This window comes from Nonomuraea sp. NPDC049758, assembly GCF_040674635.1.
Lineage (GTDB): Bacteria > Actinomycetota > Actinomycetes > Streptosporangiales > Streptosporangiaceae > Nonomuraea.
Genome location: NZ_JBFAMZ010000016.1, coordinates 77,642 through 97,537, shown reverse-complemented (window position 1 = coordinate 97,537; position 19,896 = coordinate 77,642). Strand labels below are relative to the sequence as shown.

The window sequence follows — 19,896 nt, the reverse complement described above, 5'->3', positions numbered from 1 at the left end:
CATGAAGAGGCTCACGCAGTACGCCCAAGGCGGCGGCTGCGCCTGCAAGATCCCCGCGGCGGACCTGGAATCGCTGCTCGGCAACGCACGCATGCCGTTCCCCCGAGATCCCGAGGCGGAGCTCGTGGTGGGGCTGGAATCCGGCGACGACGCCGCCGTGGTCCGCACCCAGGACGGATCCGTGCTCATCAGCACGGCCGACTTCTTCACCCCGGTGGTCGACGACCCCTACGACTGGGGCCGCATCGCCGCGGCGAACGCCCTCTCCGACGTCTACGCCATGGGCGGGCGGCCCGTGGTCGCGCTCAACCTCCTGTGCTGGCCCTCCGACCTCCTGCCCTACGACCTGGCCGCCGAGGTGCTGCGGGGCGGCGCGGAGGTGGCCGCCCAGGCGGGTTGCCACCTGGCCGGCGGGCACAGCGTCGTGGACGCCGAACCCAAGTACGGCCTGGCCGTCACCGGCGTCGCCGACCCCGACCGCCTGCTGCGCAACGACGCCGGCCGCCCCGGCCTGCCGCTGTCCCTGACCAAGCCGCTCGGCCTGGGCGTGCTCAACAACCGGCACAAGAACACCGGCGAGGTGTTCCCGCACGCCGTGGAGACCATGACCCGGCTGAACGCCGACGCCTCGCGCCAGGCCGTGGCCGCCGGGATCCGCTGCGCCACCGACGTCACCGGCTTCGGCCTGCTGGGCCACCTGCACAAGCTGGCGCGCGCCTCCGGCGTCACCGCCGTGCTGCACGCCTCGGCCGTGCCGATGCTGGACGGCGCGGCGCAGGCCGTGAAGGAGGGGTTCGTCCCCGGCGGCTCCCGGCGCAACCTCGACTGGGTGGCCCCGCATCTCGACCCCGGCGGCGTCCCGGAGGAGACCCTGCTGCTGCTCGCCGACGCGCAGACGTCAGGAGGGCTGCTGGTCGCCGGGGAGATCCCCGGCGCCCCGGTGGTCGGCGAGCTGATCGAACACACCGGGCACACCGTCGTCATCCGTCCCTGAACGCCGACGCCGGGCGGAACCCCGCGGCCGTCTAGTGCCGGGCCCCGCCCGGCAGGACGACGGCCGCCAGGCCGGGCACGTCGAACAGCGGCCGGCCGCCCGACGGGGAGAGCACCGCCAGCTCCTGCCGCCCACGGACCTGGTCCTCGGGCACCTGGACGACGGCGAAGCCGCCGTCCACCGGCCCGACCGGGAAGCTGCCGGCCGGCAGCGGCAGGCGGGCCACCTGCCGGCCCGTGACGTCGAACTCCAGGACCGTGATCCGGTCGCCGGAGTACCCCAGGATGAAGATCCGCTCGCCGCTCACCTGGACCGACAGGCCGTGGTCGGTGTCGCTGAGGACGCCCGCGCCGGACGTCAGGGTGAGGGCGCGGCCGGTGCCGGCGTGCTCCAGCGTGACCCGGTCGAGCGGCGGCCTGTCGTGCCGGCCGGTGTCGAGGAGGAGCGGCTCGCCCGACGGCGGCAGGCCGACCGGCTCACGTCCGGGCGGCAGGTCGAGCTCGCGGGCGTGGCCGCTCGGGAGCTCCAGCGTCCGGTAGGAGCGCACGTCCCCGCTGGCGTGGTAGCCGACGATCAGCCGCCGGGAGTCCGCCGACCACGCCCATGGGCTGTACGCGCTGTCCGCGCCGCCGCCGGCCGGCGGTTCGAGCCGGTGGACCGCGACGCCCAGCAGGTCTCTGACCTCGTACCCGCCTCTGACGGGTTGCCCGAGCCAGCGCCCGTCGGGGGAGAGCGTGATGTTGCCCGGCGGGCTGACGGTCCGCGCGCCCAGCAGGAACTGCCGGCCGTCGGCGAGCAGCAGGAAGGTGGGGCACTGCGACTGGCAGGCGGTGTACACCAGGACGCCCCGCCCGGCCGGGCCGGTGACGGGCAGCGCCGGCGCCTGGGCGGGCGGCCGGACGGTGCGCGGCGGCGAGGCGACCGTCACGCCGGTGTCCGGACCGGCGGGCGAACGCGCCTGGAAGACGGCGAGACCGCCGACCACCACCATGACGGCGGCCGACCCGGCGACCAGCGCCCTGCGCGGGACGAACGCCGGCCCGCGGGGCCGCCGCCACGTGCGCAGCCGATCGATCATGACCTTCTCGCCGAACCCGTCGTCGGTCACCGGTCCAACCCTCCGTCGTGGACGCCTCACTTGCAACACCCGACGAGGCCGGCGGAAGGTTGGGCCGGTTCTCAGACCGCGGCGCCCCACAGCGCCAGCCCCATCAGCAGGACCAGCGCCGCCCGGCCGAACGTGCGGGCCGAGGCCCGCTCCGCGGCGCCGAAGCACAGGCAGGGAGCCGCCTGCTCGCCCATGACCAGAAGATACGTCTGCGCCACCGTGAACGACAGGCCCAGACACGTCCCGGCCACGCCCACGAGCACGTCGCCGGCGACGGGGGAGAAGGCGGCGAGGGCGACGAGCGCCTCCACGGTCACCACCGTGAAGGCGCCCGCCCGGGCCACCCGTCCATGGAGCCCGAAGGCCGCCAGGCCGCTCCGGAAGGCGCCGAGGTTGCGCGCCTTCCCGAGCACCGCCAGCACCAGGACCAGACCCAGCCCGTAGCGGGCGACGAGGGCGATCATCCGATCACCAGCATCGCCACCACGGGCACCGCGAGCACGACGAACAGGACCTTCATCTTCGGCAGTGTGAAGGAGAACGCCGTGTCCGCCTCCATCCGGTCCCGCGCGAGGGCGAAGGTCAGGAGCATCATCGCCCGCGCCGCCGCGAAGCCGGCGCCCGCCAGGAGCGCCTCCTGCCAGGACGCCAGGAACAGGATCGCCACCGCCATGATGTGCGGCAGCCCTGTCGGCGAGTACGTGCGCATCCCCGTGCCCATCTCGGCGCCGAACTGCACGGCGCCCCAGAAGGGAATCCTGGTGACGAACTGCGGCACGAGCCGCGCGTTCTGGAGCAACGGGAAGGACAGCACGTCCAGCTCGCGCAGCAGGAAGATCACCGCAGCCGCGGCGACCATGATCTGCAGAACCACTGCGGGGAACGGAGCCCGCAGCACGGAGCCGACGACCACCAGCACGAACGTGACGGCGCCCGCTCCCACGAACAATCCGGCGATGAAGCCGGCGACATCAGCACCCCGCCGGACCGACGAGGACAGCACCCAGGCGCTGTTCAGGCTTCAAACGGAGCCCGAGAGGGAGAAGCCGGCGACGAGGGCGGCCACCAGCCAGGTGAAGCCCTTCGTGTCCGCGCCCGCAACCCTCGAACACAGCACCAGGGCCTCCGCCGCAGCGATCAGTGCCAGTCCGGGCACCAGCAGGCGGACGGATTTTCTGGTGGCGGAGTCGCTCATGGACTCAGGTCAGATCGCCGTACGGCAGATGGAGAAGCGGGAGACGTTGCCGCCGCCGCAGTCGTGGTACTCGTACCAGCCGTCGGAGCACATGCGGCGGGTGCTGGTGGTGCCGCCGCCGTACCACTTCCAGGCGTTGTTGCCGTCACAGCTGGAGGGGTTGTGGGTGTAGCGGAGGTTGTAGCAGGTGCCGGACGCGCCGTCGTTGCGGTGCCAGGAGCCGGAGCAGTTGCCCGAGTACAGCGCGGAGGACGGCACGCAGACGGAACCGGCGTCGGCGAAGCCGTGGCAGGTCTCCCACGCGGTGTAGGCGGCGGCCGTCGCGCCGCGCGGCTTCGACCAGGGCAGCAGGTCGAGGACGCCGAGCCCGGTCGCCACGGCGGCGCCGGTGGCGATGCCGAGCACGCGCCGCCTGCTCCAGCCTTCGCGCGTGGCGCCCACCCGCGTCGGCAACGCCTGCTCGGGCATCTCCTCGGCGCTGGGTATCTGATCGAGTATCGAGGTCCGCTTCTCGGCCTTCACAGCTTCACTCCCTTTCTGTTCGCGACCGCTCGGTCGACGATCTCCGTGAGCGCCTCTCCCGACCCCACCGGAGCCGTGAACACCACGACGCCGTTCTCGTCCACGACGAGCAGGGCCGGGCTGTAGGGCACGCTCGCCGCGCGCCAGATCGCCGGGTCCTTGATCACCCGGATGGAGCCGGGCAGGGACTTGTCGAACCCGGGGTCGTCCGACAACACGGTGAACGACAGGTCCGAGGGCAGGCCGGCCGCCATCCCGGTGGCGGCGCGCAGGACGTCGTCGCAGATGGGGCAGCGACGGTTGACCTTGATGACCATGGTCGTGGCGCCGGGCACGCCCAGCCCGTTCGCCTGGGCCTCGGACCCGGCCGCGGCGAAGCGCACGCCGACCCCGTTGTAGGTGGCCAGTTCCAGTTCGCGTACCCGCCGGTAGAGCCCGGCCCCCGCCGCGAACAGCAGAGCGACCAGGACGGCCAGGATGATGACCACCGCGGTCAGCGGTTCCACGTCAGGCCCGCCACTCGACGCGCTTGACCTTGTTCAGGAAGTCGGCCGCGGTCTCCGGGGTGCCCGCGCCCGAGCGGGCCGCCACGCCCGCCTTGTTGTAGCTCGGGGCGTTCCAGGGATGCAGCGTGACGATGGCGGTGTCGGTGACCAGCAGGAAGGGGGCCACCGAGTCGGACGGGGGCGCGGGCAGCCGCCACAGCTCGCCCGAGGGCGCCCCGTAGCCCCGCCACTTGGGAATGCGGTTGATCCCCGCCTGCTTCGGCTCGACCGTCATGGTGCCGACACCCGCGATCGAGATCGCGTAGAGCTCCATGGAGACGTCGAACCGCTTGCCGCCGTCGGCCATCATGCCCTCTGGGGTGTCCTGCCACGTCACGCGGCTGAACATGTCGACGATGTCGGCCGACTCCCACTCGGGGGTGTAGAAGAGCCCGTGCGCCATGTGCCAGGGGCCGAGCCAGGCGGCCCACCTGGCGTCGGACGGGTCCTCGCAGTCGTAGACGACGACCTCGCCGCCCGCCAGGGAGAAGCGCTCTCGTTCGCGTCCGCGGACCGAGTTGACGCCTGCCGTCAGGGAGGACAGGGGAGCGAGTTCGAGCCCCCAGGTTTCCGCGGTGGTCTTCCGCGACCCGTATTTCGGGGTGTAGCGGACGTGGCCGGCCCAGGAGGCCAGTGAGGCGGCCTCGGCGTCCTCGACCTCAAGTTGGAGGAGAGAGTTCTTTACGGTACGAAGAGAGGATAAATGCGCCATTAAGCCCCAGCCTTTCGTGGCAGATCGCGGGCGCTAGATCATTTGGCTCGAAGCCTTACACGCGCCATCACGCAGGTCAAGACAGAAGATCCACACGTTTTTCCGCTGAGAAATTCGGGAGAAAGGTGCCATTACGGCCGGTCACTTAGGCGTCGGTGAATGGCCATATTTTCGTCATCTACGGCGTCATCAATGACGGGTCGCAGCGACGGCGGCGAGGACCAAGGTCCTTCGACCGACGGTCGTAGGGCACTGCCGGCGGCGCTCGGAAAACGGTGCGATGGAGGCGCGGAAGAGAACGACGAACCATCGCTGAAAGGGGATCGTCATGGCCGCCACGATCGACAGGCCCGTCACCTACCCGAACATCACCGCCGCCGGACGCCGTCCGGTCGACTACGTCTGGGCCGTCGCCCGGATCGCGATCGGCTGGATCTTCCTGTGGGCGTTCCTGGACAAGACGTTCGGGTGGGGGTTCGCCACCCCGGCGGGCAAGGCGTGGATCGCGGGCGGCAGCCCGACGACGGGCTTCCTCAAGGGCACCGGCGAGAACGCGCTGGGCGGCCTGTTCTCGAACCTGGCCGGACAGGCGTGGGTGGACTGGCTGTTCATGGCCGGCCTGGCCGGCATCGGCCTGGCGCTGGTGCTGGGCGTGGGCACCCGGATCGCCGCGGTCGCCGGCACGCTCATGCTGACCCTGATGTGGGCGGCCGAGCTTCCGCTGGCCACCAACCCCTTCATGGACGAGCACATCATCTACGCGATCGTGCTGATCGGCCTGGCCATGACCGGCGCGGGCGCCACGCTCGGGCTGGGGAACCTGCCGATCGTCCGCCGCAACGCCTGGCTCAGGTAGTGCCCGGACGCAGACGCCCACCCCGCACCCCGGGGTGGGCGTTCCGCCGTCACCGCAGACCGTGCCGGGCACGCACAGGGACGAAAGCCCCGTCATGTGAGTGCCTTCGGCCCCGCCGCCCGGGGACGTTCGCTCCTGCGTGGACCGGTCCAGACAGGAGCAGGATGGAGAGAGAGTGGCAAGGAGGTACACCATGTCGATCGAGGTCAAGGACGTCATGGGCCGGGTGGCCATCGCCGTGCTGGCGGACGCGTCGTTCGCCGACGTCCTCAACGCGATGAAGCGGTACGCGGTGGGCGCGGTCACCGTGATAGACGCCGACCGGCGCCCGGTGGGCGTGGTCTCCGAGGACGACCTGCTGCCCAAGGAGATCGACCCGGTACGGCACAGCGTGTCGATGTACGAACCCCACCGCCGGCGGGACGAGCACCACCGGGCGGCGGCCGTCACCGCGGCCCAGCTCATGTCCACCCCGGCGATCAGCGTCACGCCGGGCACGTCCGTGCGCGAGGCGGCCCGGATCATGCACGACCGGCGCATCAAGCAGCTCCCGGTGATCGACCCGGCGAGCGGGCGCATCGTCGGCACCCTGCACCGGCGCGACGTGCTGCGCGTCTTCGCCCGTCCGCGGGCGGAGCTGGAGGCCGAGGTGCGGGCCGTGCTCCCGGCGTCCGGGGCGATCTCGGCGGAGATCGAGCAGGGCGTGGTGAAGCTCGGCGGGCGCGTGGAACGCCGGTCGCAGGCGATCGCGGCGGTGGCGGCCGTGCGCGCCGTCGAGGGCGTCGTCGACGTCACCAGCGAGGTGACCGCCGACCACGACGACCTGGTCGGTGTTCCGCCGCCGCGGTAGAGCGGGGGAGCGCTGCGCCACCCCTGACCTGGCGCGCGATGGGGGGCTGGGCCAGGAGCGCGCGTCCGTCCACGATGTACATGACTGATCGCCTTTGAGGTGGTCATGGCACAATGCCCGGCATGCGTATCCGGATCATGGCCCTGGCCGCCCTCGCCTTGACGGCCGCCGGATGTGGTCAGCCACCTCTCGCGCCCTCGGCGGCCGAGACCACCGCACCGCCTCCCGCGCCCTCGGCCGGCGCTCCTTCGCCCTCCGCGAGTGGGAGCGCGACGTCCGGCGGCGGCGACACCCGGCCCGCGCTGGCCACCGTCCAGGGCACCGTCGAGCCGAACTACAAGGCCGAACTCGTCGGGCTCAACCGCGTCGGTGGCAAGCACCTGATCGTGCAGTTGCGCCTGTCCGCCGGCGCCGGCAAGCCGCTGCACTGGCAGGCGCCGCTCGCCGACCCGATGCGGCCGCTCAAGTGGCGCGGGCCTTCCGGCATCGCGGTGCTCGACGCCCCGGCCCATCGATGGCTCATGCCGTACAAGCCCGCCGACGGCGAATGCCTGTGCAGCGACACCGACCGTGACGACCTCGAAGCGATCATCGACCCCGGCGAGTCGCTGACGGTCTACGCCGTGCTGCCCGCGCCGTCCGGCAACCCGGCGACCACGACGATCGTCACACCGATCGGCCCGCCGATGGTTGACGTCCCGATCAGCGACGACCCGCCCGTGCCGCCGCCCGGTCAGCAACTGCCCGACGCCGACGCGTCCCAGGTCGAGACCGTCAGCCACCGCATCGAGACGCCGTCGCAGTCGCTCGACCGCACCGAGGAGACGACCGACGACGGCGCCGACCTCAAGGTCAGCCTCTCCTCCGACGTGCTGTTCGCGCTGAACAAGGCGACGCTCACGTCGCGCGCCCGCACGGTGCTGGCCAAGGCGGCCAAGCTCATCGACACGTCCGGGGACACGACGATCGAGGTCGACGGCCACGCCGACTCCTCCGGCACCGACGCCGTCAACGAACCGCTGTCCCGCCGCCGCGCGGAGGCGGTGCGCCGGGCCCTCATGCCCCTGATCACGCGCGACCAGGTGACGTTCAGGGCCCGCGGATACGGCTCCCGCCGCCCGCTGTACAGCAACAGCTCCGACGAGGGACGGCGCCGCAACCGCCGGGTGACGATCACGTTCGCCAAGCCCGCGCCGGCTGACGTGCCGGCCGCCGGCACCGCGGCGTCCCCGCTGCCCGAAGGCGAGGGGACGACGGCGACGGTGCGCGCGAAGGGCGTGCCCTTCGACCTGCAGGTGACGTCCTTCCGCCGGATGCCTGGTGACCTGGGCCTGCTCCGCTACACGATCACCAACCGGGGTGACGGCGAGGCGTGGTACCACGACCTCAACTGGGCCGACGACTGGAACGCCTTCAAGCACCACGCCGCGACGAACATCCAGGTGACCGACCCCGCCGCGCGCCGCCTGTACCGCCCGGCCCGCGTGATCGTGGCCGAGGGCGAGGAGCCGGGCACGTACTGCGCGTGCACGAACACCTCCGGGGTGGCATTGTCGGCGATGAGCTTCGAGGCGGGGGAGACGAAGGAGTTCTGGTCGCTGTACGCCCTGCCCGCCCAGGCCGACGCGCTGACCGTCAAGGTGGCCACCTGGCGCCCCTTGCAGGTGCCCCTGTCCTGAGCCCGCGCCCCGCGCGGGCTCCCTCATGAGGCGTCGGCCGCTGCTCGGGCGAAGGCGCGGATGAGCGGCGTCTCGGCCGCCGTACGCCAGGCGAACGCCCACCGGCACGGCGGAGCGTCCCGGATCGGGACGAAGGCGAGGCTGGGCCAGGGGTAGAAGGCCGCGGCCTCGGCGGTGACCCCGGCGGTGGCCTGACCCGTGGCGACGGCGCTGAGGGTCTCCTGCCAGGTGGTGACCTTGTGCCCGCGGCGGACGGGGCGGCCGGAAGGGGTGTGGTGGGGGTTGAAGACCTCCTCCATGCAGGAGGGGATCGACCGGCCCTCGACCACGGTGCAGTCGCCGAGGTCCTCCAGGCAGATGGAGTCCCGTCCCGCGTAGGGGTGGTCGGCGGAGACCATCAACACCACGTCGGAGGCGTACGAGGTCGGTTCGACGGTCAGGTCGGGCTCACGGATCGGCAGCCACAGGTGCGCCACGTCCACCTCGCCCGACTTCAGCAGGTCCAGCGGAGAGGCGGGCTGGATCTCGCGGTGCTGGAGCCGGGCGTTCGGGTGGCGGGCGAGGAACAGGTCGAGAACGTTCTTGATCTGCGTGGAGAGCGGGCCGACCGTGCCGAGGGTCAGTGTGCCCGCGGTGCCGTCGGCGGTGGCCTGAGCGGTCGCGATCCCCTGCGTGATCTGCCGGTGGCCGCTCTTGAGCGCTTGGTACAGCTGCTCACCGAGCGGGGAGAGGCGGACGGCTCGGGTGGTGCGGTCGAACAGGGGCGCGCCGATGCGCCGCTCCTGCTTCTTGATCGATTGGCTGACGCGGGCGGGGCTGATGCCCAGCCGCTCGGCCGTACGGCTGAAGTGCAGCTCCTCGGCCAGCGTCAGGAAGATCTCGATCTCCCGCATCTCCACGGGCGGGCCTCCGCATTCTTCATCTCAGGGTTAAAGGACGTTATCGGATCCGTCGTAGATGCGGGGCGGCCGGGTGGGAGAGGCTTGGCGCGTTCGAAGGACGTGCGGCTTTGGAGGTTCGGTGCCCGTCGGATATCTGATCCCTGTGGCACTCGTGGCCATCGGGACGCTGTTGGCGCTGCGGCCGCTGCCGGGCTGGAGCGCGCTCGGCCGGGTGAGCTACTTCTTCGGGCTGGCCGCCAACGAACTGCCGTTCGCGGCCTTCTTCTGGCTGCTGCTGGCCCCGACGGCGCTGGCGTTCGCCGAGGGGGACATCCACACGGCGGGCGGCTGGGCGGTCGTCGCCCTGGCCGCCGTGACGACGATCGGGCTCACCGTCATCGCCTGCCGCGGTCTGGGGGACCGGGCACGGATCTGGCGGGCGATGGACGACGGCCTGGGCGCGGGCTGGCGCGCCGCCATCGACGCCGACCTCGCCGCCGGACTGCGTCGCCGTCCGCCGTGGGGTCGCATCCTGTTCCTGCCCATCCTCAAGCGCCGCGCGGACGTCCGCCGGGTGGCCGATCTCCCGTACGGCGAAGCAGGCCGGCGCAACCTGCTCGACGTCTATCACCACCGCTCGCGTCCGCGGGGCGCCCCCGTGCTGATCCACCTGCACGGCGGCGGCTACACCGGCGGCCACAAGAACAGCCAGTCGCTGCCGTTGCTCTACCGGCTCGCCTCCCAGGGGTGGGTGTGCGTCAGCGCCAACTACCGGCTGCGGCCCCAGTTCCAGCACCCGGACCACCTGATCGACCTCAAGAAGATCATCGCCTGGGTGCGTGAGCACGGCCACGAGTACGGCGCGGACCCCTCGACGCTGTTCGTCGCGGGCAGCTCGGCGGGCGGGCACATGGCGGCGCTGGCCGCGCTCACCCCCGACGACCCCGCCTACCAGCCGGGCTTCGAGCAGGCCGACACCTCCGTGACCGGCGCCATCTACCTGAACGGCTGGTACGGCGCCTACTTCGACGGGGACCCGCAGTCCGCGCCGCTGGCCCACGTCACCGCGGACGCGCCGCCGTTCTTCGTGGCCCACGGCGATCTGGACCCGCTGGTGCCGGTGGCCGAGGCCAGGCACTTCGCCGACCAGCTCCGCCGTACGTCGGCCTCCCCCGTCGTCTACGCCGAGTTGCGTGGCGGCAACCACGCCTTCGACCTGTACCACTCGGTCCGCTTCGAGGCGCTCGTCGACGCCATCGAGGCCTTCACAGCCCGGGTGAGATCGCAGCAGCGGACCCCGCAGCCTTAGCCCCGCCACGCTGCCACCGGGTGGCCGTCGCAGGTCAGGCCGTCGTGCCGGCGTCGACGGTGATGGACGTGCCGGTGATGGTGCGGCCGGCCGGGCCCGCCAGGTGGAGGACGGTGGCGGCGATGTCGTCCGGCGTGCTGTAGCGGCCGAGGGCGGTGTAGGAGCGTTCGGCGTCGGCGTCGGGGCCGTCGGCGGGGTTCATCTCGGTGTCGGTGGAGCCGGGGTGGACGAGGTTGGCCGTGATGTCACGGGGGCCGAGGTCGCGGGCGAGGCCCTTGGTCAGGCCGATCAGTGCGGACTTGCTCATCGAGTACAGGGTCCAGCCGGGGTAGGGGACGCGTTCGGCCAGGCTGCTGCCGATGTTCACGATGCGCCCGCCGGCCCGCATGTGACGTGCGGCGGCCTGCGACGTGACGAAGGCGGCTCTGGCGTGGATGGCGAGGGTGCGGTCGAGTTCGTCCAGGGAGACGTCCTCCAGCGGGCCGAAGGGCGCGATTCCGGCGTTGTTCACCAGGATGTCGAGCCGGCCGAAGGCGGAGACGGTGCGGGCGACGGCCGCCTGGAGCGCCTCGGCGTCGGTCGCCTCGGCGGCCATGGCCAGGCTGCGCCGGCCGAGCGCCTCGATCTCCTTCACCACGCCCTCCGCGCGGCGCGCCGCCGTCGCGTAGGTGATCGCCACATCGGCGCCCGCCGCGGCCAGGTGGCGGGCGATGGCCGCGCCGATGCCCCTGCTGCCGCCGGTGACGAGTACGCCCTTGCCGTCGAGCATGTTGCCTCCACTATGCGGAACTGATTCCGGTTGAGGATATGCGGAATGCGTTCCGCTTTTCAAGCCGATAAGGTGAACCCGTGGCACAGGAACGGGCCGATGCCGCCAGGAACCGGTCGAAGATCCTCGCGGCGGCCGCGGAGATCGTCGCCACCTCGGGAATGAAGGGGCTGGCGATGGCCGACGTCGCGGCCGCCTCGGGCGTCGGCATCGGCACCCTGTACCGGCGGTTCGGCGACAGGTCGGGCCTGGCGTACGCGCTCATCGACGAGAAGGAACGCGAGTTCCAGCAGGCGTTCCTGACCGGCCCGCCGCCGCTGGGCCCCGGGGCGCCGGAGATCGAGCGGCTGCGCGCCTTCCTGCACGCGCTGACCGATCGCACCTTCGCCCAGCTCGACCTGCTGCTGATGGCCGAGACCGCGGGGGAGTTCACCCGCTTCGGCGGGGCCTACGAGGCGTACCACCAGCACCTGGTCATGCTGATCGGGCAGATCAGGCCGGAGGCGGACGCGGGCTTCCTCGCCGACGCCCTGCTCGCGCCGGTCGCGGCCAACCTGGTCCTCCACCGGGGCCGTACGGCCTCCGCGGTGAAGGCGGGCCTCGACGCGCTGCTCACGGGCCTGCGATAGCGGCGATCTCCCGCTCTTGCGGGCGAAGGCGTCTCAGGGCGTCTGGTCGCGTCTGCGCGGCCGTCCGAACCAGGCCGGGACGTCGTGCTCGTCGTCGAAGCCGCGGGCCACCACGATGTCGGTGGAGGAGTGGAGCAGGATCGAGGCCACGATGGTGACGGCGTGATGAGCGCCCCGAACACCAGCCGCGCCGCCGGCTTGAAGATCTCCGCGATGAGCTCGCCGAAGCGCCGGCTGGCCGAGATGCGTGACTTCTACCAGTTCCTGCTCGCCGAGTTGCCCGGCCTGCTGCACCGCCGGGAACAGAGCCGCACACCCCGCTGACCGCCGTTCACGCGGCGGGGCGCACGTCCGCGAGGGAGACCGGCGAGAACGTCCGGTCGAGCCGGGTCACCTCCAGCAACCGCAGGACGGCCGGCGTCACCCCCGTCAGCCGGAGGCTGCCGTGGCGGGCGGCCGCCAGGTCGCGCGCGGCCACCAGTGCGGCCAGCCCGCGGGCGTCCATGAAGGTCACCCCGCTGAGGTCGAGGACGAGACGCGTGCCCTGCTCGGCGAGGGCGGCGGCGATCCGGGCGCGGAACCCCGCCTGCGTGGCCAGGTCCAGGTCGCCGGAGACCTTCAGCACCGCCCGCCTGCCCGTGCCAGGCCGCGCCTGAGAACCCATGTCCGTCTCCTTGCTCTCGGCGGGCGGCCGGTGGCCGGCGTTGGTCAGCGGAAGCACGATGCCCCCGAAGCGAAGCTACGAGAACGACGGCCACGGGCATAGGGCCCAAAGTCCCGCCTCCGGCAGCCGAAGGACCGGGTCCGGCCGGGCGGCCCCGGAACGGACGGCCCTGAGGACCAAGGTCCTTCCAGCGAGGGGCGTACGACACTGCCCGGGAGCGGGCGCCCGCAGTGGAATAGGGGTGAGACAAGGACGTACACCCCCCACCGAAAGGGAGGCCCGCCATGGCCACCACCATCAACCGGCCCGCGATGGACGTCACCACCGTGCAGGCGGCGCGTACCCCGGTCGACTACGTCTGGGCCGTCGCCCGGATCGCGATCGGCTGGATCTTCCTGTGGGCGTTCCTGGACAAGACGTTCGGATGGGGGTTCGCCACCCCGGCGGGCAAGGCGTGGATCGCGGGCGGCAGCCCGACGACGGGCTTCCTCAAGGGCGCCGGCGAGAACGCGCTGGGCGGCCTGTTCTCGAACCTGGCCGGACAGGCGTGGGTGGACTGGCTGTTCATGGCCGGCCTGGCCGGCATCGGCCTGGCGCTGGTGCTGGGCGTGGGCACCCGGATCGCGGCGGTCGCCGGCACGCTCATGCTCACCCTGATGTGGGCGGCCGAGCTTCCGCTGGCCAACAACCCCTTCATGGACGAGCACATCATCTACGCGATCGTGCTGATCGGCCTGGCCATGACCGGCGCGGGCGCCACGCTCGGGCTGGGGAACCTGCCGATCGTCCGCCGCAACGCCTGGCTCAGGTAGCTCGGACCCGTCACGGGCCCACCCCTCGGCGGAGGGGTGGGCCCGTGGCATTTCAGGGGGGAGCCGCGAGGGTCGCCGGCTCACGGCGTCAGCGCTGCAGCGTCAGCACCCCCGGCCGGTAGGGCAGGAGGCCGTAGTCGCCGCCCGAGCTGGGGCTGCGGCCCTGGTAGAGGAGTTGCAGGTTGCACGGGTCGACGGTCATGGTCTGGTCGGCGCCGGTGCGGACCAGCTCGCCGTGGCTGATGTCGTTCGTCCAGGTGGCGCCGCTGTTGACCTTGCCGGCGAACGGGTTGCCCTCGGTCGCGGCCTGGGGCGTCCAGGAACCGTTCAGGCTGGTGGCGGTGAACGAGCGGAAGTAGCGGCCCTGCGCGCCGATCGCCTCGACGATCATCAGGTACCGGGTCTGGCCCTGGAGCTTGTAGACCTGGACGGCTTCGAACAGGTTGTTCGTCGTGTCGCTCATGACCACGGTCGAGGCCGTGCCGAAGCTGCCGGGGAAGTTCCCGATGGGCATGCTCGCCCGGTAGATCTTGCCGTTGTCCCCGGCGAAGAACAGGTACATGTCAGTGTTGTCGCCGATGACCGTCTGGTCGATGGGGCCCGTCCCGGACCCCGAGATGCTGCCGGAGAAGAGCGTCTGCGGCGCCGACCAGCTGTTGGGGTTGGCGGGGTCGGTGGAGGTCCGGTACGAGAAGGCGGGCCCGCCCCACTGGTAGGCGAGCACCCAGATGTTCTTGGGGGCGAAGAAGAAGAGCGTGGGCGCGACGGCGGAGAATGACATCGTGTTCTGAGTCGCCGAGGCCATGTCGGACCAGCTGGCGAGCGGGCTGAAGTTCATCGACCCCCACTTCGTCCCCGTGTCGTGGGTCGTGGCGTAGACCAGATGCCGCCCGTTGTAGGGGGCGACGGTGAAGTCCTTGAGCGAGACCCAGCCCGCCTTCGGGGTCGCCAGCGGGCCGGTCGAGGTCCAGCGGTAGGTCGAGGGGAGGTCACACATGCCGGGGTTGCCACCGTCCGTCCGTACGAGTTGCCATTGCTGGTTGGCGCCGCCCCAGTCGTCGTACTGGACGATGTCGGCGCCGTCGGCGGTGGAGGCTCCTTGGACCTCCAGCGCCTTGTTGCTGTGGCGGGAGATGAGCCTGACGTAGCCGTCGGGGCTGTCGGCGAGTTTCCATTGCTGGTTGGCGCCGTTGAGGTCGGTCCATTGGACGATCGCGCCGCCGTTGGCGGTGGAGAAGTTGTAGACGTCCAGGACCTTGCCGGAGTGGCGGGACTTGATGCGGTAGTAGCCGCCGCCGGAGTCGACGAACTGCCATTGCTGCTGGTTCTGGTTGTTCCTGGTCCACTGGGTGATGCGGCCGCCGTCGGCGGTGGACAGGTTGTAGACGTCCAGGGCCTTGCCGCTGTTGCGGTTGACCAGGACGTACCAGGCGTTGGTGTCGACGGTGGCCGCGTCGGCGGGCGGGCTCGCGACGAACAGGCTCGCCAGCAGGACGGCCAGCGTCGCGAGGACGGTCAGGGGACTGTGTCTCTTCACCATGAGCTCCGATGCCGTGTCAGGGGGTGGTCAGGTCGAAGCGGCGCACGGTGACCGCGCCGCCGAGGGACTTGGTGGCGTAGTTGAAGATGCCGAAGCGGTAACCCATGAAGAACTGCCAGGCGTTGTTCAGCGTGAAGGCCGGGCCGAGGCCCACGAAGGTGCTGCCGTCGGTGCTGTAGGAGAAACGGGCCTGACGGCCGGACCCGGGCCGGATGTCGGCGGTGACCCGCAGCCAGATCCGGCCGCCCGGGACGTTCGCGCTCGCCGCCTCGGCGCCGGTGCCGGTGGTCTGCCACGAGCCGTTCATGGTCAGGCCGTTGGTCATCACGACCCGGCTGACGCCGTTGTCGCGTTTGACGCCGATCCAGGCCGACTGGTCGCGCAGCATCGCCAGCCCGGCGCGGTCGCCGTCGGCCATCTGTGCGGGGTCGAGCTCGATCGTCGCCGTCGAGGACGGGCCCTGGATGCGGTGGGTCAGCGTGTTCCGGGCCGCGTAGAGGTCGCCGGTGACGGTCGCGGTCTGCAGGCGCAGGCCGTCGCCGGTGGAGAAGCGGCTGGTGTCGGGGTTGTGGTTCCACTCCCAGCGGGGGCCGAGCGTGGCCGAGGTGAAGGTGTCCGGGCCGATCATGGACGTCACGGTCCGGCTGGTCTGGATGTTCGGCTTCGGGTAGTTCACGCCCCAGCCGCCGTTGACGGTCTGCACGACCGGCCAGTCGCCGGTCCAGGTGATCGGCGCCAGAGCCGGGACGCGTCCGCCGGGGTAGGCGTCGACGAACGCCATGTAGTACCAGTCGCCGTTCCGGGTCTGGACGAGCCCGCCCTGGTGCGGGACGCCGCCGCCGGCGACGGGGCCCGGCAGGTCGAGCAGGACCTGGCGCATCTCGTACGGGCCCCATGGCGAGGTCGAGCGGAGCACGTACTGGCCGTTGGCGGGGCGGGTCAGCCAGATGTAGTAGTAGCCGTTCCGCTTGTAGAAGCGGGACCCTTCCAGGGTGCCGACGTTGCTCGGCGTCTGGAACACCTGCTGCGCGCGCACCTGGCTGAGACCGTCGGCCGAGAGCTGGGCCACGCTGATGGTGCTGTTGCCGTAGGCGACGTACATGGTGTCGTCGGAGTCGACCAGCAGGCCCGCGTCGTAGTAGCAGTTGTTGATCTGTGAGCGTTTGGTCCACGTGCCGTCCACGGCGGAGGCGGTGTAGACGTAGGTCCGGTTGAACTCGACGCAGCCGAGCCAGTAGAAGGTGCCGTTGCCGGGCCGGTAGTTGAAGGCCGAGGCCCAGATGCCCTTCACGTACGCCCGGCCGCCGTTGAGGTCGTAGGCGCCGGAGCCGAAGTCGAGCCTCGGCACGGAATGCCCGGCGTACTCCCAGTCGACCAGGTTGTACGAACGCAGGATCGGCGCGCCCGGCGAGTAGTGCATGGTCGAGGCCGAGTAGTAGTAGGCGTCGCCCACCCGGACGATGTCGCCGTCGGCGAAGTCCTGCCACACGACCGGGTTGGCGTAGTTGCCGCCGCCGTTGCCGTTGACCGGGACGAGTTGCCATTGCTGGTTGGCGCCGCCCCAGTCGTCGTACTGGACGATGTCGGCGCCGTCGGCGGTGGAGGCTCCTTGGACCTCCAGGGCCTTGTTGCTGTGGCGGGAGATGAGCCTGACGTAGCCGTCGGGGCTGTCGGCGAGTTTCCATTGCTGGTTGGCGCCGTTGAGGTCGGTCCATTGGACGATCGCGCCGCCGTTGGCGGTGGAGAAGTTGTAGACGTCCAGGACCTTGCCGGAGTGGCGGGACTTGATGCGGTAGTAGCCGCCGCCTGCGTCGACGAACTGCCATTGCTGCTGGTTCTGGTTGTTCCTGGTCCATTGGGTGATGCGGCCGCCGTCGGCGGTGGACAGGTTGTAGACGTCCAGGGCCTTGCCGCTGTTGCGGTTGACCAGGACGTACCAGATGTTGGTGTCGACCGTCGCGGCCGACGCCTCCTGGGCGGTGAGCAGCACGCCCACGAGAAGCAGGGCCGAGACAGCCGCGAGGACACGTCTCACAGGAACCTCCAGAGATTGTCGTCCGAGCCGTTGTCGTCGGCGAGCACGACCTGCGCACCCTGGGACGCGCCGGCGACGCCGAGGACCCGGCCGCCGCCCGCGCACTGGACCCGGAAGGCGACGCCCGACCCGTGGCGCAGCCGCCAGCGATGATCGGCGGTGCCGTTGTCGGCCCACTGCACGACCCGCGACCCGGCGGCGGTGCCCATGTTCTCCACGCCCAGCACCTTCTGGCTGTGGGAGTTGCGCAGCCGCAGGTAGCCGCCGGTGTCGGCGACGGCGGTCCACAGGTGGTCGGCGGTGCCGTTGTCGCCCCACTGGACGACGAGCGCGCCGTCGGCCGTGGACATGCCGGTGACCCCGAGCACCATGCCGGTGCCCACGTTCTGGAGGCGGCGCGCGCCGTTCGGCAGGAACCGCCACTGGTTGTCCGGGCTGCCGTCGTCGGCGTCCTGGACCACCTGGGCGCCGTTCGCGGTCGAGCCGTTCAGGATGCCGAGCAGCTTGGAGCTGTGGACGTTGCGGATCTTGACGGAGCCGTCGCCGGCGTCGGTGACCGTCCAGCGGTGGTCGGCGGTGCCGGTGTCGCCCCACTGGAGCACCCGGGCGCCCGCGGCGGTCGACATGTTCTCGACGCCGAGCACCTTGCCGCTGTGCGCGTTGCGGAACCGCAGGGCGTCGCCGTCGACGATCAAGGCCCAGTCGTGGTCGGCGGTGCCGCTGTCGGTCCACTGCAGGGCCGCGCCGCCGTCGGCGGTGGACATGTCCCTGATGCCCAGGACGAGCCCGCTGGCCGCGTTGACCAGCCGGAAGCTCGCCGTGCCGGTCCCGCCCTGGACGTTCCAGTAGACGACGTAGTTGTGGCCGGTGGCGTCGTGGAAGGGGCCCAGCCGCACCGGCGCGCCGTCGGCCGTGGCCGTGAAGGCCAGGGAGGAGCCGCCGGTCCGGGTGATCGAGGAGGGGTTCAGGGCCGGGGCCGACGACAGGACGGTGTCGCCGTAGTCGCCCGACAACACGACCGGGCCGTAGGTCACGGCCTGCACGCCGGGGTTGTCCGCGGCGGCCTTCATGACCACCCGCATGGGCAGGCGCACGGTCACGGTGTCGCCGGACGACCACGACCGGGTGAGGCCGGCGTAGCTGCCCGGCGCGGCCGAGATGTCCTGCCGGACCCCGTTGACGCTGATCGTCGCGCCCTGCGTCCAGGCCGGGATCCGGACGCGCATCGTCCACGATCCGCTCACGTCGCCGGTGACCTGCAGCGACGTGGTGTCGCTGACCGGATAGGAGGTGGTCTGGGTGACCGTGATGCCGCGCCGGCTCCAGTCGAGGACGGAGGGCACGAACAGGTTCACGAACAGGGTGGTGTCGTCGTGGAAGTAGATCGAGTCCATGAGCTTGGTGTTGGTCTCGATCCCGGTGCCCTGGCAGCACCAGAACGTGCCGTAGTCCGTGCTCCAGGTGCCGCCGCCCCAGGCCGGTCCGACGCCTCGCCGTCCGCCGGGGTTGAGCGGGGTGAAGTAGGTGACGTGCCCATGCGCGTCCGCCGGGTTCTGCTGGCCGAGCAGGTGGTTGAGCAGGGCGTTCTCGTAGTAGTCGAAGTAGTCGGCCCGGTCGGGGGACAGCAGCCACAGCTCCCGGGTCAGCTTGAGCATGTTGTAGGTGTTGCACGCCTCGCCGGTGTCCCTGGTCAGGTAGGAGGCGATCGCGCCGGGCGCGCGGAAGTGCTCGGCCTGGCTGTTGGAGCCGTTCACGTACGTGTGCGCGCCGACCGTGATGGCCCAGGCGTTGACGGCGATGTCCCGGTAGCGGGTGGCGCCCGTCGCCTTGTACTCGCGGGCCGCGCCGATCCACTTGGGTACCTGGGTGTTGGCGTGCAGGCCGTTGAGCCGGTCCTGGTTCGCGGCCAGCGGGTCGAACACGGCCGCGTGGTCGAAGCGCTGGGCCGTGGCCAGCCAGCGGGGGTCGCCGGTCGCCTGGTAAAGGTCCGTCAGCACGGCGTTCGTGCCGCCGAACTCGGTGCCGAGCATGGCCTGCGCCTGGGCGGCGGACAGTCGCGACGTCCGGGCGTCCACCCAGCCCGCCAGGGCGAGCAGCACGGTCCTGGCCTGGGTGTCGCCGATCAGCCGCCAGACGTCCAGCAGCCCGGCCAGGGTCTTGTGGACGCAGTAGTAGGGCACGTTGCCGTTGGTCAGCGTGCGGTTCTCCAGGGCTGTGAAGTCCGCCTCCGGGAAACCGGACAGGTAACCGCCGGTGAACCCGGCGGCCGGGTTGTTCGCCTGGCACTTGGCCAGTTCCGCCACCATGTAGCGCGCCTTGTCGCGGCAGGCGGTGTCACCGAGCACGGCGTACGCCTGCGCCCACGCCGTCAGGAAATGGCCCTGCGCGTGCGACCGGAACGGGAAGCCGGGCGCGTCCCAGCCGCCGTTGGGCGCGGCGCCGCCGGTGGACAGCCGGTGGTTGGCGCGGAAGACGTACAGCAGCCGGTCGACGTCGACGAAGCGCAGGTAGGCGAGGGCGCGGTTCTGGTTGTCCAGCAGGCGACCGGAGGTCAGCCGGACCTGGCCGAGGTCGAACTCGTAGGCTGAGACGCCGAGGTCGGGCCTGCTCCAGGGGACTGCGGCCAGGGCGGGGGACGCGCCGGCCATCTGACCGACGACGGAGAGCGCGGCGGTCGCGCCCGTGGCCTGGAAGAGCTGACGGCGGCTCAAGGACATGCGGAGCTCCTTGGGATGGGGGGCGGTGAACGGCCCGGGGCCGGTCACGGGGGTCAGCAGGTCAGGGCCTGCGAAGGGC

At 71.3% G+C, this 19,896-nt stretch carries 21 protein-coding genes; 8 read left to right on the top strand and 13 right to left on the bottom strand.

The window, feature by feature from the left end; all coding sequences use genetic code 11:
• The first annotated feature begins 1 nt into the window (after position 1).
• Positions 2 to 994: a selenide, water dikinase SelD gene (gene selD, locus AB0J46_RS35135; RefSeq protein ID WP_364338395.1), complete on the top strand. Its 993-nt coding sequence runs from the start codon at positions 2 to 4 to the stop codon at positions 992 to 994.
• Between the two features lie 31 nt (positions 995 to 1,025).
• Here selD and AB0J46_RS35130 read toward each other — a convergent pair whose 3' ends face one another.
• The 7 genes from AB0J46_RS35130 to AB0J46_RS35100 form a co-directional block, all read right to left on the bottom strand.
• Positions 1,026 to 2,102: a hypothetical protein gene (locus AB0J46_RS35130; protein WP_364338394.1), complete on the bottom strand. Its 1,077-nt coding sequence runs from the start codon at positions 2,100 to 2,102 to the stop codon at positions 1,026 to 1,028.
• Between the two features lie 71 nt (positions 2,103 to 2,173).
• Positions 2,174 to 2,566 carry a MauE/DoxX family redox-associated membrane protein gene (locus AB0J46_RS35125; protein WP_352354637.1) on the bottom strand — a complete coding sequence of 131 codons (393 nt, stop codon included), beginning with the start codon at positions 2,564 to 2,566 and terminating at the stop codon, positions 2,174 to 2,176.
• On the bottom strand, positions 2,563 to 3,045 hold the full coding sequence (locus AB0J46_RS35120; RefSeq protein ID WP_364338392.1) for a hypothetical protein: 483 nt from the start codon (positions 3,043 to 3,045) through the stop codon (positions 2,563 to 2,565). The genes AB0J46_RS35125 and AB0J46_RS35120 overlap by 4 nt, the downstream gene beginning before the upstream one ends.
• A 78-nt stretch (positions 3,046 to 3,123) precedes the next feature.
• On the bottom strand, positions 3,124 to 3,297 hold the full coding sequence (locus AB0J46_RS35115; RefSeq protein WP_352328893.1) for a hypothetical protein: 174 nt from the start codon (positions 3,295 to 3,297) through the stop codon (positions 3,124 to 3,126).
• A gap of 9 nt (positions 3,298 to 3,306) precedes the next feature.
• Complete coding sequence (locus AB0J46_RS35110; protein WP_352328891.1) at positions 3,307 to 3,819, bottom strand: hypothetical protein; 513 nt, start codon at positions 3,817 to 3,819, stop codon at positions 3,307 to 3,309.
• Positions 3,816 to 4,325, bottom strand: coding sequence for a hypothetical protein (locus AB0J46_RS35105; RefSeq protein ID WP_364338391.1), 510 nt, complete (start codon positions 4,323 to 4,325; stop codon positions 3,816 to 3,818). The genes AB0J46_RS35110 and AB0J46_RS35105 overlap by 4 nt, the downstream gene beginning before the upstream one ends.
• 1 nt (position 4,326) lies before the next feature.
• Positions 4,327 to 5,076 carry a hypothetical protein gene (locus AB0J46_RS35100; protein ID WP_364338390.1) on the bottom strand — a complete coding sequence of 250 codons (750 nt, stop codon included), beginning with the start codon at positions 5,074 to 5,076 and terminating at the stop codon, positions 4,327 to 4,329.
• A gap of 328 nt (positions 5,077 to 5,404) precedes the next feature.
• Here AB0J46_RS35100 and AB0J46_RS35095 point away from each other — a divergent pair, with 328 nt between their 5' ends.
• The 3 genes from AB0J46_RS35095 (at position 5,405) to AB0J46_RS35085 (ending at position 8,461) form a co-directional block, all read left to right on the top strand.
• Entirely contained in the window at positions 5,405 to 5,932 is a 528-nt protein-coding gene (locus AB0J46_RS35095) for a hypothetical protein (protein WP_364338389.1), read from the top strand.
• A 193-nt stretch (positions 5,933 to 6,125) separates the two neighbouring features.
• The gene (locus AB0J46_RS35090) at positions 6,126 to 6,782 is read left to right on the top strand and encodes a CBS domain-containing protein (protein ID WP_364338388.1); all 657 of its coding nucleotides are present in this window, start codon (positions 6,126 to 6,128) and stop codon (positions 6,780 to 6,782) included.
• A gap of 122 nt (positions 6,783 to 6,904) precedes the next feature.
• Entirely contained in the window at positions 6,905 to 8,461 is a 1,557-nt protein-coding gene (locus AB0J46_RS35085) for an OmpA family protein (RefSeq protein ID WP_364338387.1), read from the top strand.
• Between the two features lie 23 nt (positions 8,462 to 8,484).
• On the opposite strand, the gene AB0J46_RS35080 is transcribed toward AB0J46_RS35085, so the two are convergent.
• Complete coding sequence (locus AB0J46_RS35080) at positions 8,485 to 9,354, bottom strand: LysR substrate-binding domain-containing protein (RefSeq protein ID WP_364338538.1); 870 nt, start codon at positions 9,352 to 9,354, stop codon at positions 8,485 to 8,487.
• Positions 9,355 to 9,481: 127 nt separating this feature from the next.
• On the opposite strand from AB0J46_RS35080, the gene AB0J46_RS35075 reads away from it, so the two are divergent.
• Complete coding sequence (locus AB0J46_RS35075; protein ID WP_364338386.1) at positions 9,482 to 10,651, top strand: alpha/beta hydrolase; 1,170 nt, start codon at positions 9,482 to 9,484, stop codon at positions 10,649 to 10,651.
• Between the two features lie 34 nt (positions 10,652 to 10,685).
• Here AB0J46_RS35075 and AB0J46_RS35070 read toward each other — a convergent pair whose 3' ends face one another.
• The gene (locus AB0J46_RS35070) at positions 10,686 to 11,420 is read right to left on the bottom strand and encodes an SDR family oxidoreductase (protein ID WP_364338385.1); all 735 of its coding nucleotides are present in this window, start codon (positions 11,418 to 11,420) and stop codon (positions 10,686 to 10,688) included.
• An 80-nt stretch (positions 11,421 to 11,500) separates the two neighbouring features.
• Here AB0J46_RS35070 and AB0J46_RS35065 point away from each other — a divergent pair, with 80 nt between their 5' ends.
• Positions 11,501 to 12,049, top strand: a complete 549-nt coding sequence (locus AB0J46_RS35065; protein ID WP_364338384.1) for a TetR/AcrR family transcriptional regulator — start codon at positions 11,501 to 11,503, stop codon at positions 12,047 to 12,049.
• A 165-nt stretch (positions 12,050 to 12,214) separates the two neighbouring features.
• A complete protein-coding gene (locus tag AB0J46_RS35060; protein WP_364338383.1) occupies positions 12,215 to 12,373 on the top strand; it encodes a hypothetical protein in 159 nt (52 codons plus the stop codon).
• A 7-nt stretch (positions 12,374 to 12,380) separates the two neighbouring features.
• Here the strand turns inward: AB0J46_RS35060 and AB0J46_RS35055 are convergent, their stop codons facing one another.
• Complete coding sequence (locus AB0J46_RS35055) at positions 12,381 to 12,713, bottom strand: STAS domain-containing protein (RefSeq protein ID WP_364338382.1); 333 nt, start codon at positions 12,711 to 12,713, stop codon at positions 12,381 to 12,383.
• 284 nt (positions 12,714 to 12,997) lie between these two features.
• On the opposite strand from AB0J46_RS35055, the gene AB0J46_RS35050 reads away from it, so the two are divergent.
• Positions 12,998 to 13,525, top strand: coding sequence for a hypothetical protein (locus AB0J46_RS35050; protein ID WP_364338381.1), 528 nt, complete (start codon positions 12,998 to 13,000; stop codon positions 13,523 to 13,525).
• 88 nt (positions 13,526 to 13,613) lie between these two features.
• Here the strand turns inward: AB0J46_RS35050 and AB0J46_RS35045 are convergent, their stop codons facing one another.
• The 3 genes from AB0J46_RS35045 to AB0J46_RS35035 are packed head-to-tail and all read right to left on the bottom strand — an operon-like array spanning position 13,614 to position 19,817.
• On the bottom strand, positions 13,614 to 15,026 hold the full coding sequence (locus AB0J46_RS35045; protein ID WP_364338537.1) for a non-reducing end alpha-L-arabinofuranosidase family hydrolase: 1,413 nt from the start codon (positions 15,024 to 15,026) through the stop codon (positions 13,614 to 13,616).
• Between the two features lie 55 nt (positions 15,027 to 15,081).
• Positions 15,082 to 17,100, bottom strand: coding sequence for an RICIN domain-containing protein (locus AB0J46_RS35040; protein WP_364338380.1), 2,019 nt, complete (start codon positions 17,098 to 17,100; stop codon positions 15,082 to 15,084).
• Positions 17,097 to 19,817 (bottom strand): beta-L-arabinofuranosidase domain-containing protein, encoded by a 2,721-nt coding sequence (locus AB0J46_RS35035; RefSeq protein WP_364338379.1) that lies wholly within the window; start codon positions 19,815 to 19,817, stop codon positions 17,097 to 17,099. The genes AB0J46_RS35040 and AB0J46_RS35035 overlap by 4 nt, the downstream gene beginning before the upstream one ends.
• Positions 19,818 to 19,896: the final 79 nt, after the last annotated feature.